Origin of the sequence: Pseudarthrobacter sp. NPDC058329 (genome assembly GCF_042879835.1) — a bacterium.
Taxonomy (GTDB): Bacteria; Actinomycetota; Actinomycetes; order Actinomycetales; family Micrococcaceae; genus Arthrobacter.
In genome coordinates this window covers 1-11,043 of record NZ_JBHVZR010000008.1, presented here as the reverse complement: position 1 = coordinate 11,043, position 11,043 = coordinate 1, and the positions used below count along the sequence as shown (strand labels likewise).

Genomic DNA, 11,043 nt, shown 5'->3' with positions numbered 1-11,043 from the left:
GGGCGGGTGGAGGCTGTGGCTAGCGGCGGTCGAACGTGAGGCCGCCGGGTACCTGGAACGTGGGCATCAGTTCAAGCATGCCAACATTCACGTGCCGGGGCGTTTCGATGGCGTAATCCATCGCGTTGACGATGTCATCGGTGGTCAGCGATTCGTAGCCCTCGTAGTAGGTCTGCCACGCTTCCTCCATCGCTTCGGGCGTGCCGCCCATATTACGGCCGAAGATTTCCGTCTCCACCCGTCCGGGGCAGATCTCGGTGACCCGGATGCGCTTGCCCACGGTGTCGTTGCGGAGCTGGCGGGAGATCTGGTGCACAGCGGCCTTGGTGGCGTGATAGACGGTGTGGCCGTAGAAGTTGTACACGCCGGCGATGGAGCTGACGTTGATCACGTGCCCCAGGTCGCGCTCCACCATGCCCGGCAGCACCAGCCTGGTCAGCTGGAGCAGGCCGCGGAGGTTGACGTCCACGAGCTCATCGATGTCACTTGCGCTGGAGTCCAGGATGTTGCCGGGCCGGGAAACTCCGGCACAGTTCACCAGGACATCCACTTGCAGGTCTCCGACGGCGGCAGTCAGCGCTGCGGTGTCCGTCAGGTCCACGACGTGGGGCACCGCCCCGGTCTTGTCTGTAAGTTCCTTCAGGCGCTCCTCGTTGCGGGCCAGGGCGTGGACGGTCAGCCCGCGCTTGGCCAGCCGCTCAGCGATGGCCGCGCCCATACCGGTGGATGCGCCGGTAACAAGGGCGGTCTTGTAGTCAGAAAAAGTCATGGAAGTCTCCTAATAGGGTGCGGCCCGGAGCCGCGGGGTGAGGTGGAAAATCAGGCGTCGCGGAGGGGCTGGTGCGCCCGGTCCTTGACCGTGCTGACCGCGGCAAGCGTGCCCAGTGCGGTGACCACCGCGTAGAAGGCAGGCATGTAGATGTTGCCGGTGGACGAAATCAGCCAGGTCATCAGCAGCGGCGCGGTACCGCCGAACAGTGCCGAGGAGATGTTGTAGCCCAGGCCGTAGGCCGAGTAGCGGACGCGGGTGGGGAAGAGTTCCACGATGAGGATGTGGATGACGGCCGTGTGGCCGGCGAAAACAATGGCCATGATGCAGGCACCCATGATGGCGAATGCCATTTCGCCGGTGGCGATCAGGGCGTAGGAGGGAATGCCCAGGACGGCCATGGCGATGGCCGAGCCGGCGATGACCTTCTTGCGGCCGATCCGGTCTGAGAGGGCACCCATGAAGGGGATGGCGATGCAGATGACCACGAGGCTGCAGGCGGTAACCAGCAGGGCTTCGCCGATGGTGAAGTTGAGCTGCTTGCCCTTGAGGAACGTGGGCATGTAGGAGAAGAGGACGTAGTAGCCGGAGCCGTTCATCAGCGGGATGAAGAGGGCCAGCAGCATGGCGCGGCGGTGTTCGGCGGAGGCGAAGGCTTCCTTCAGCGGGTTCTTCGACAGCCCGCCCTCTTCCTTCAGCTTTTCAAAGTTGGGGGTGTCGCTGATGGCCTTGCGGATGTACCAGCCGATGACGCCCATGGGGATGGCGACCAAGAAAGGAATGCGCCATGCGAACGAGCCGAAGCCGCCGCCGTCGATCGCTGCCTGGGTGAGCCAGGGAGACATGGAGAATGCAACGAGGGTACCGGTGAGCAGGGCTGCGAAGGAGGCGATCTGGGCGTAGGAGGTGATGATGCCGCGCTTGCCTTCCGGGGCGTGCTCGGCGAGGAAGGTCATGGCGCCGGCAGCTTCGCCACCCACGGAGAAGCCCTGCAGCATGCGGAGCAGCACAAGGAGGATCGGTGCGGCGATGCCGATGGCGGAGTAGGCGGGCAGCAGGCCGATGCCGGCGGTGGCCACACTGATCAGCAGGATGACAAAGACCAGGAGTTTTTGGCGCCCGATCCGGTCACCCAGGTATCCGCAGACCACGGCCCCGAGGGGGCGCACAAAGAAGGAAACGGCGTAGCCGGCAAAAACGAACAGCAGGGCGTTGTCCGGGTTTCCGGGCGCCAGGAAGACGAGGGCAAGCGTTCCGGCCATAAAGGCGAAGATGCCGTTGTCGTAGAGTTCCACGAAAATGCCGACGCAGCCGGCCGTGACGACCTTGCGGGTCTGCTTGCTGCTGAGCCGCTCTGTGTGCGGCTGGGCCGCGTGCGTAGAGGTGGACATGGCTTTCCTTACTTAAGGGGATGGTAACAAGGGTTTGAAGCTAAGGCGAGGACGGTTAGCTTCCGGCTGCCGGCGCGAGCCGGGGCGGGCCCGGATCCTTGCCGACGCCGAGGAGGGAAAAGACTGTGCTGACGGTGGATCGGAGGGTCTCCAGTTCCCGCAGCCCTGCCCGGTACTTCGCTGTTGCTTCGGGGACGGTGGTCTTGCGGAAAGTGATTTTGTGGCCGGGCCGGGCCTGGGCCAGGACGTCCAGCGAGCGGCTGGTGACCACGGCGAGGACGGGGTAACCGGCGGTGACGCCGCGTCCGCGGTGCAGGACCAGGAGTTCTTCCCGTGAAGGCACTTCGATGGCTCCCACCGGGACGCCCCTGGACAGCACCTCGGCGGTGGACTGGCGCTCGGGAAGGGCACCACCCAGGCGCAGGCCGATGTGGTTGCTCCGGCCACTGACCGTGTATTCGGTGTTGTAGAGCAGGTCCGCGGTGTCGCCGAACTCCTCCATGTCAGGGCCGTCGGTGACCTCCACCACCGCGGTGCTGTGGAATTCCGGCCGGGTGAGCCCCAGGCGGAACAGCGGGAGGTCGAAGTACGGCTGCCGGATGGGCTGGACGCTTTCGAAGGTCTTCAGTTCCGTGCCTTCCGCGAGCCGCAGCCCGAATCCGACGACGGTGTCCGGGGCGCAGCTGCCAAGAAGGACGGGTGCCTCCACGGAGCCGTGGACGGCTATGTAGGCCCGCAGCCCGCCGTTGATCCCGCGCAGCGCTACTGTCTCTCCTGCCCTGACGGATAGGGGCTCCCACTGCTGGCACTCGCGCCCGCCCACCGTGAGGTGCAGGGGTGCGCCGGTGACGCTGATAAGGATGTCGGTGGTGGCGCGCATGCGGAAGTCCAGCGCGGTAACCTCCAGCAGCGGGGCGTTGTCGCCGTTGCCGGCAAGGATGTTGGCGGCGCGGGCTGAGAACTGGTCCAGGGCGCCGTTGACGGGCAGGCCGAAGCGGGGGCCGCGGAAACGCCCAAGGTCGGTGACCACTGAGTTGCCTGGCTGCTGAATGACCAGGGAGCCGCTCATCGTGCCGCCTCCAGCTTCCGGCCTGCGTAGGCAGCGAATTCTTCGGGCTGGATCCGGTGGAAGCGCAGCAGGTCGCCGGGCACGTAGGGAACCAGAGGCTCTGCCGTGGCGTCGAGGACGGTCAGCGGCGTTTGGCCTATGACGCACCAGCCACCGGGTGCCACGGCCGGAGCAATAACTGCCTGGCGGCCCGCCACCGATACGGCTCCGGCCGGCACGGACAGCCGGGGATCCTTCAGCCGCGGAACGGCGAACGGGAAATCGGGGCCGTCCATCATGGGCGAACCGGCGGGGGCGCCAAGGCAGCGGATCACGTAGGACTTGGCGGTGTGGAGCTCGATGATCTCCTCGACGGAGAGCTGCTGCTGTTCGGCGACGCGCTCCAAGTCGGGGCCGTACTCGCCGCCGTAGACCACCGGGACGCGGAATTCGCGGGGTGCACGGGCGGGGGTGCCGGTGAACTCAAGCTGGCGCAGGCCGAGCAGGACAAAAGCCTTGACCTGGCGTGCGGAGGTGACCCCGGGATCGAACTCAACGAGCAGGGAGTCGTACGTGGGCACTGCGCCGTGGACGCCGTCGGCCCCTGTAGCGTCCAGCCACCCGGCGAGGGCGTGCACGGTGGCCCAGTTGGCTTCCCGGTCCGGCGAGGAAGCTACGACGCGCAGGGCCGCGTCACCGGATTCGAACACCTCCACCGGAGGCTGCGCTGGAGTCTGCGTGGCGGTCATGATCAGGCGGCTTTCACTTTGGCGGCCAGGACCTGGGCGAGCGGGGCGATGGTGACGCCGGCGCGTTCCAGTTCAGCGCGGACCTGGCGGGCCAGCTGGACGGCGCCCGGGGTGTCTCCGTGGAGCAGGATGGTGTCGGCAACGATGGGCAGGTCGGTCCCGGCCACGGTTTCGATGACGCCTTCGCAGACCATGCGGATGGTGCGGGCCACGATGGCTGCGGGGTCGTGGATCACGGCGCCTGGCTGGCTGCGGGGCACCAGGGTGCCGTCTGCCTGGTAGGCGCGGTCCGCGATGCCCACGATGCCCACCGGGAGCTTGCGGGCTGCGGCGGCGTCGGCCAGTTCGCCGTCCTGGGCCAGGACGATGAGGTCCGGGCTGACGCGGGCGGCGGCGTCAGCCACTGCTTCGGCGTAGTCGGGGCGGGTGGCAACGAGGTTGCCCAGCCGGCCGTGCGGTGCAAGATGGACGACGCCGGCACCGTGGTAGGCGGCGAAGGCGCTGAGGGCCCCGAACTGGTACAGGACGTCGTTGCGGACCTCGTCCGCGGTGAGGTCCATGGCGCGGCGGCCGAAGCCGCGCAGGTCCGGGAAGCTGGGGTGCGCGCCGATGGCGACGCCGCGGCGCACGCACTCGGCGACCGTGGCGTTCATGATGTCCGGGTCTCCGGCGTGGAAGCCGCAGGCGATGTTGGCGCTGGACACCACTTCGAGCAGGGCCGCGTCGTCGCCCATCGAGTAGGCGCCGAAGCCTTCTCCGAGATCTGCTACGAGATCAACGATGGGTCCCATGTGAGCCCTCCTTCGGGGTGGTGGCGCGGCGCTGGGCCAGAGGCACAGCGTCAGCTGCCGGAAGCGGAAGTTTCGGGACTAGCCGTGGTACTTGCGGTCCCGTTGCCCGGATTACCGGGCTTGTAGAAAAAGTTTGACACCGGGATTTGGATCACACAAAGACGTAATAGGTGTCACGGGATAGGTGCCGGTTATGACCCGCAACTGCCTTTAACGAAAGTTCTGCCCGGTCCGCGTTGCGGGCCGGGCAGGACTTTTGTGTTGTTTCGTTGTGTCTGCGATTGGGCCTGTGGGTACGGGACAGGGCGTCAGCGGAGGGCTTTGCGGAGCCCCATAACGCGTTCGACGACGACCACTACCGCCAGGGAGATCAGGATGAGGATCACGGACAGCGCGGCGACGGCGGCGTCCGCGGAGTTTTCCACGTACCGGAGCACCTGCACGGGCAGGGTGGGCAGGCCTGACTCGGCCACAAACAGCGAGATGACTGCTTCATCGAAGGAGACGATGAAGGCAATGACGCCGCCGGCGATCACACCTGGCTGGATGATGGGCAGCGTGACCCGCCGGAACACCGTCCAGGAGTTGGCGCCCAGGATGCGGGCAGCCGCTTCACAGGATGTGTCGGTGGTGGCCAGGCTCATCAGGGTGGTCCGGATGACGAACGGGATGGTGATGGCCACGTGGCCAATGATGATCCCGGCGTAGGTGTTGTTCAGCTCCAGCGGCCCGAAGAGCAGCACCATGCCCAGTGCCAGGACGATGCTGGGGATCAGCAGCGGTGAGAGGAAGAACGACTGGACGGCTGCCTTGGCTTTGAAGTTGAACCGGTCCAGGGCCAGTGCCGCCGGTACTCCCAGCGCGAGGACGATGAGCGTGACGATGACCGCCACGATCAGGCTGACCTTCATGCCTTCCATGAAGGTGCTTTCCTGCGGCAGCATCTCGTACCACTTCAGGGTCAGCCCTTCTGGTGGGAAGGACAGGTACTGGTTGGAGGCGAAGGACACCACGAAGACGATCAGCAGGGGTGCCAGCAGGAACAGGTACAGCAGGAACACCAGCAGCCCGAAAGCGGGTTTGGCGGGGTTGAAGCGCGGCTTGAATACCTTGACGTCGCTCACGGTCAGCCTCCGATTTTCTTGGTGAGGCGCTGGTAGACGGCGATGATGAGGCCGAACAGCACCAGCAGGATGACGGACAGGGCGGCTGCGAACGGCCAGTTGAGCAGGCCTGTGGTCTGGTCGTAGATCTCGGTGGCCAGGACCTGCACGCTGCCGCCGCCCAGGAGGCGCGGGGTGATGAAGGTGCTGATGGAGAGGACGAAAACCAGAAGGAACGCTGTCAGCAGGCCGGGAAGGCACAGCGGGAGCGTGACCTTGGTGAACACCTTGAACTTGCTGGCGCCCAGGGATCCGGCGGCTTCCTCAAGCTGGGGGCTGAGCCGGCCGAAGCCGGAGATCATGGCCAGGATGGCGTACGGCATAAAGATTTCCACCAAGCCGATGGTTACGCCGGTCATGTTGTTGGTGAGCTCAAGCGGGGTGTCGATCAGGCCCAGCCCGTCCAGCGAGGAATTCACCAGCCCGTTGGTTCCAAGGATCACCATCCACCCATAGGTGCGGACCACGGCCGAGGTCAGCAGCGGGGCGATGGCGATGGCGATGAGCAGACCGCGGTACTTGCTGGTGCTGCGGGCCAGGAACAGTGCCACCGGGTAGGACACAATGACGCACAGGATCCCCACGGTGACGCCCATCTGGAAGGTGTCCAGGGTGACGCGCCAGTAGTAGGGGTCGGTGAGCGGCTGGATATAGGTATCAAGGGTGAACGTCTCAACAATGACGCCGTCCGGGAAGCCCTGGTTGAAAGACATCCGGATCATGTAGGCCAGCGGGAAGACGAAGCTCACAAGCAGGCCGAGAAGGCCGGGAAGCAGCAGCGCCAGGTACGTGCGCCGGTTGCGCCGTTCCGTGGCTTTTTCCAGCTGCCCCTCGTCCTGGGCTTTGGGCCGCTGCCCCGGATCGACAGGGGTTTGCAGGAGTGTCATGCCGCCACCAGCTTCTCCGTTTTCACAGGCGTGGGCAGGATGTAGGCGTCCTCGGGCGCCCAGGACAGGTAGGCGGCGTCACCGACGCGCGGCAGGTCGCCGCTGGTGGTCAGCAGCTGGGCCTGAAGGTGCTGGTCGCCCACGCGGACGGCAACGGCCAGGGCATCGCCGGTGTAGCTGACGCGCTCGATGGTCCCTGCCAGTGCTGTCCCGCCGGCCCGCGGGTGCAGGGAAACGCCCAGCCGGTGCGGGCGGATAACCATTTCGTGCGTGCTGCCGGCCAGCCCTGCCGAGCCGACGGCCCCGAACTGGCCCAGGCCTTCCACGTCCACCTTGTAGTAGCTTTCGCCGGCCATGGCTGCCTGGCCGGTTTCAGCGCCCACCCGGGCGGTGAGGAAGTTGGCCTGGCCAATGAAGTTGGCCACGAAGTGCGTGCGGGGCCGTTCGTACACGTCCGTGGGGGAACCGAACTGCTCGATCAGGCCGCCGTTCATGACGGCGATCCGGTCCGCCATGTCCAGGGCCTCGTCCTGGTCGTGGGTGACGAAGAGCGTGGTGGCCCTGGTGCGCTGCTGGATGGACCGGATCTCGGTGCGCATGGTTTCACGGAGTTTGGCATCCAGGTTGGACAGCGGCTCGTCCAGCAGGAGCAGGGTGGGCTCCACCACCAGCGCGCGGGCCAGGGCAATGCGCTGCTGCTGGCCGCCGGAGAGTTCCTTGGTCTGCCGTTTGCCCAGGTGGCCCAGCTGGACCATGTCCAGGGCGGCCGCGACGCGGGCTTTCTGCTCTGCCTTCGGGGTCTGGCGCATTTCCAGGCCGAAGGCCACGTTCTGCTCGACGTTCATGTGCGGGAACAGGGCGTAGGACTGGAAGACCATGCCCATGCCCCGCTTGTTCACTGGGGTGTGGGTGATTTCCTTGCCGTCCACCACGATGGAGCCGGCGGTCGGGTCCATCAGGCCGGCAACCATCCGAAGGGTGGTGGTTTTGCCGCAGCCGGACGGGCCAAGGAGCGCCACCAGGTGCCCCTCCTCCACTTCCATGTTCAGGCGGTCGACGGCGGGTTCCAGACCAGCTGCGTACCTTTTGGTCAGATCTACGATCGACAGTTTTGATTCAGTCACGGGTTCAGTTCTCCTGAAGGGAAAGTTTGGGAGGGGCACCGGCAGGCGCTATTTGGTGATGATCTGGCGCTTCCAGGTGTCGGTCCACTTGTCGCGGGCCGAGGAAAGGAAATCGACGTCCAGCGGGACGATGTTCAGGGAGCCGTCGGTGGGTACCACACGGTCCTTCACGTCAGCGGGCAGTTCCGCGTTCGTGACAGAGGGGGCGTAGAACAGTGCCTTGGCGAAAGCCGTCTGCGCCTCTGCGGAGAGTGCGTAGTCAACGAAGGTCTTGGCTGCCGCGGAGTGCGGGGCGTCCTTCACAAGGTTGATGGTGTTGATCTGGTAGACCGTGCCTTCCTTGGGGAAGGTGACACCCATCTTCTTGTTGCTCTGGTCGCTGTAGAACTGGCCGCGGGCGTTTTGGCCCAGGCCAAGGACGGTCTGGCCGGTGATGACGTTCTGGTACTCATCCGGGTTGGGTGCGAAGGTCTGCACGCCCGGCGCCATTTCCTTGAGCCGGGCAACCGCCTTGTCAATGCCCTGGGTGTAGTCCTCGCCCTCCATCTTGGAGGTGATGGCTGTCAGGGACAGGCCCAGCAGCGACGGCGGGGCGTTGACGTTGATCTTGCCGGCGTACGCCGGGTCCCACAGGACTTCCCAGCTGTCCGGGGCTTCCGGGAAGGTGGCGGTGTCGTAGACGAGGCCGACGGCGTCGAGCATGGCCACCGGGCCGTACCCTTCCTTGTCCTGGAACTTCTCGGGAACGTTGGCGAGGTTCGGGACGCCGTCGGCATCCACCTTCTCGAATAGTCCCTGCTTGTTGCCGGTGGTGGAGACGGAGTTGTCCATGATGGCCACATCGGTGGCGGGGTTGTTTTTCTGGCCTTGCAGGGCGCTGAGCATCTCTGCCGAGGACCGCTTGGACGCGTAGTTGATCTTGATGTCCGGGTACTTTGCCTTGAACGGTTCAATGACCGCCGCCGTGTACTGGTCCTGCCACACGCCGGAGTAGGCAATCAGGTTGACTTCGCCCGAGGTAGGGCTGCCGCTACCGGCGGCTTCATTTCCGCCTCCGCAGGCGGAGAGTGCCAGCACCGCCGCGGAAAGCGCGGCCACGGCTGCCATTTTGCCTTTGATTGTTGCTCGCATGTGCCATCTCTTTCTAAAGAAGAACCCGTGCTTTTAGGTGGCGGATCCTGAATGCTCCGAAACTATGGAGCGCATATTTCGGAAATGTAAAAGAAAACGTCCATTTCGGTAAACCCCGCTTTTATGCAGAATGCATCTGACGTCATCGGTAAATTGCATGCCTGCCGGGGGTAGAATGTACTGCTAGTGAAATTGCGTTCTGGGTTCAACCTAGTGTCAGAGATGTGGATCACACAAAGACTTGTTGTGTATCCCGCCATAGCATCCGGTTATGACCTTTCTGGGTTCAGGACGCCGCGGAGAGAGAAGGCGGCATGGATACGCGGAAGCTTGCGTACTTTGTGCAGATTGTGGATTCGGGAAGCATCACCAAGGCCGCGGCGGCGCTGCATGTGGCCCAGCCTGCCCTGAGCCAGCAGGTTTCGGCGCTGGAGACTGACCTGAAGCAGCGTCTGTTGATCCGCAGCAAGCAGGGGGTTAAGCCCACCGCCGCCGGGCATACGCTGTACCGGCATGCCCAATCCATCCTGCGCCTTGTGGACCAGGCCCGCCTTGACGTGGCCAAGTCCGGCGCCGCACCGTCCGGGCGCGTTTCCATTGCCATTGCGCCCTACAGCATGGCGTCGAGCCTGACGCCCAGGATCATCAGTGAAGTGGCCAGCCGGTACCCGGACATCACCCTGCACGTCACGGAAATCTACGGCGGCGTGCTCAGTGAAGCCATCAAGAACGGCCGGCTGGACATGGCACTCATCTACGAGCCCGGGCCCATTCGCGGTGTGCTGTTCACCACCATGATCGTGGAGGACCTCCACTTTGTAGTCAGCGCCGGCAGGGCCGGAGTGAACCACGCGGACGGCGAAATCTCCCTTGAGGAAGTGGCCCGCCACGGCCTGTTCCTGCCCGAGCAGATCCACACCCTCCGCCAGGCCGTAGAGGCCGGCTTCACCAGTAAGGGGCTCAAGGTCCAGTTGGTGGGTGAGGTGGAATCCGTTCCGTCCCTTACCCGGTTGCTGCGGGCCGACCTGGGTGCCACCATCATGCCCAAGTCTGCCGCGGATGCCCTCTTCCACGAGGAAGATTTCCATGTCCTCCGGATAATGGATCCCGCACTGCAGTGCAAGATCGCGCTGTGCACGCCGGACCACGACCCGCTTTCCGAGGCTGCGTCCGCTGTTCTCCTGGTGCTGAAGGAAATGCTCCAGGAAATGCTCAGCTCCAAATATGCCCGTTAACCGGTCCATACCATCCGCTTATCGGGGCACTCATCATTCGTCTTAGCGCCCGCACCCTCCTGATCCTAAACTGAATTCATGGCCGGGCATTTACGGCCGATTCATTCTTTCAAGGATTAATTGGGAGCACGTTGTGAAAAAGATCAACACCCTCCGGAGCATTTCGGGCCGAGGCCTGGGCTTGATGGCCAAAACCGGTTTCCACTGCCCTGCGAATGGTTTTTGGCGCCCCGAGGACCGCTCCATGGACCCCGTCTTTGTCTTCGAAGGCAGCATCATGCCCGCAGGCAGGGGCGGATCCACGGTCTGGCTCCTGGAGGACGCGGTGGTCGGTCCCCCTACGCATCTGCTTCCGGCGCGGTAAGGCCACCTTAGGGCAGTCTGCTTTGGCTTGCGATTAGATCAGCCGTTAGGGAATGGGTCGGCGCCGACCACGGTAGGGTCGCTGCCCCCCGACCTGCATCAAGGAATGTCAGACCCCCTCACGATGATTGGTATATGGCGAAGGCGGCGGTGGCGAAGGCGTTTGAGGACATCAATGCTGCTCTTGCCGTGCTCACTGCCGAGGTGGACGGGTGTGGTGCGGAGCCGTTTTCGGAGGCTGATCCGCTGGCCGGGCTGGGGGATGGGTGCCTGGACATCCTTTCCGGGGCGCATGAAGCCGAGGCCGGGTTCGCGGGTCTGAAGGCCCGGGCTGCGGTGAAGTACGCGGATACCGTCGATGCGGTGGCGCCGCCGGACGCGCCGGTGCAGGC

General features: G+C 64.7%; 11 protein-coding genes and 1 pseudogene. 3 read left to right on the top strand and 9 right to left on the bottom strand.

The window, feature by feature from the left end:
* Nucleotides 1-19: 19 nt before the first annotated feature.
* From ACFVYC_RS12040 to ACFVYC_RS12000, 9 genes are all read right to left on the bottom strand, one after another.
* The gene (locus ACFVYC_RS12040) at nucleotides 20-769 is read right to left on the bottom strand and encodes an SDR family oxidoreductase (protein WP_387550118.1); all 750 of its coding nucleotides are present in this window, start codon (nucleotides 767-769) and stop codon (nucleotides 20-22) included.
* A gap of 50 nt (nucleotides 770-819) precedes the next feature.
* The gene (locus ACFVYC_RS12035) at nucleotides 820-2,160 is read right to left on the bottom strand and encodes an MFS transporter (protein ID WP_387550116.1); all 1,341 of its coding nucleotides are present in this window, start codon (nucleotides 2,158-2,160) and stop codon (nucleotides 820-822) included.
* A 55-nt stretch (nucleotides 2,161-2,215) separates the two neighbouring features.
* On the bottom strand, nucleotides 2,216-3,229 hold the full coding sequence (locus tag ACFVYC_RS12030) for a biotin-dependent carboxyltransferase family protein (RefSeq protein ID WP_387550115.1): 1,014 nt from the start codon (nucleotides 3,227-3,229) through the stop codon (nucleotides 2,216-2,218).
* Nucleotides 3,226-3,957 carry an allophanate hydrolase subunit 1 gene (locus ACFVYC_RS12025; protein WP_387550114.1) on the bottom strand — a complete coding sequence of 244 codons (732 nt, stop codon included), beginning with the start codon at nucleotides 3,955-3,957 and terminating at the stop codon, nucleotides 3,226-3,228. Before ACFVYC_RS12025 ends, ACFVYC_RS12030 begins: the two co-directional genes overlap by 4 nt.
* A 2-nt stretch (nucleotides 3,958-3,959) precedes the next feature.
* The gene (locus ACFVYC_RS12020; RefSeq protein ID WP_387550113.1) at nucleotides 3,960-4,748 is read right to left on the bottom strand and encodes a LamB/YcsF family protein; all 789 of its coding nucleotides are present in this window, start codon (nucleotides 4,746-4,748) and stop codon (nucleotides 3,960-3,962) included.
* Between the two features lie 308 nt (nucleotides 4,749-5,056).
* Nucleotides 5,057-5,872: an ABC transporter permease gene (locus ACFVYC_RS12015; protein WP_387550111.1), complete on the bottom strand. Its 816-nt coding sequence runs from the start codon at nucleotides 5,870-5,872 to the stop codon at nucleotides 5,057-5,059.
* Nucleotides 5,873-5,874: 2 nt separating this feature from the next.
* Nucleotides 5,875-6,798 (bottom strand): ABC transporter permease, encoded by a 924-nt coding sequence (locus tag ACFVYC_RS12010; RefSeq protein ID WP_387550109.1) that lies wholly within the window; start codon nucleotides 6,796-6,798, stop codon nucleotides 5,875-5,877.
* On the bottom strand, nucleotides 6,795-7,922 hold the full coding sequence (locus tag ACFVYC_RS12005) for an ABC transporter ATP-binding protein (RefSeq protein ID WP_387550108.1): 1,128 nt from the start codon (nucleotides 7,920-7,922) through the stop codon (nucleotides 6,795-6,797). Before ACFVYC_RS12005 ends, ACFVYC_RS12010 begins: the two co-directional genes overlap by 4 nt.
* Before the next feature lie 48 nt (nucleotides 7,923-7,970).
* A complete protein-coding gene (locus ACFVYC_RS12000) occupies nucleotides 7,971-9,053 on the bottom strand; it encodes an ABC transporter substrate-binding protein (RefSeq protein ID WP_387550106.1) in 1,083 nt (360 codons plus the stop codon).
* A gap of 314 nt (nucleotides 9,054-9,367) precedes the next feature.
* Between ACFVYC_RS12000 and ACFVYC_RS11995 the strand changes: the two genes are divergently transcribed.
* From ACFVYC_RS11995 to ACFVYC_RS11985, 3 genes and pseudogenes are all read left to right on the top strand, one after another.
* On the top strand, nucleotides 9,368-10,288 hold the full coding sequence (locus tag ACFVYC_RS11995; RefSeq protein ID WP_387550104.1) for a LysR substrate-binding domain-containing protein: 921 nt from the start codon (nucleotides 9,368-9,370) through the stop codon (nucleotides 10,286-10,288).
* Between the two features lie 133 nt (nucleotides 10,289-10,421).
* Nucleotides 10,422-10,652: a hypothetical protein gene (locus tag ACFVYC_RS11990; RefSeq protein ID WP_387550103.1), complete on the top strand. Its 231-nt coding sequence runs from the start codon at nucleotides 10,422-10,424 to the stop codon at nucleotides 10,650-10,652.
* A gap of 134 nt (nucleotides 10,653-10,786) precedes the next feature.
* Nucleotides 10,787-11,043: pseudogene (locus tag ACFVYC_RS11985) on the top strand (endonuclease); the annotation flags it as partial.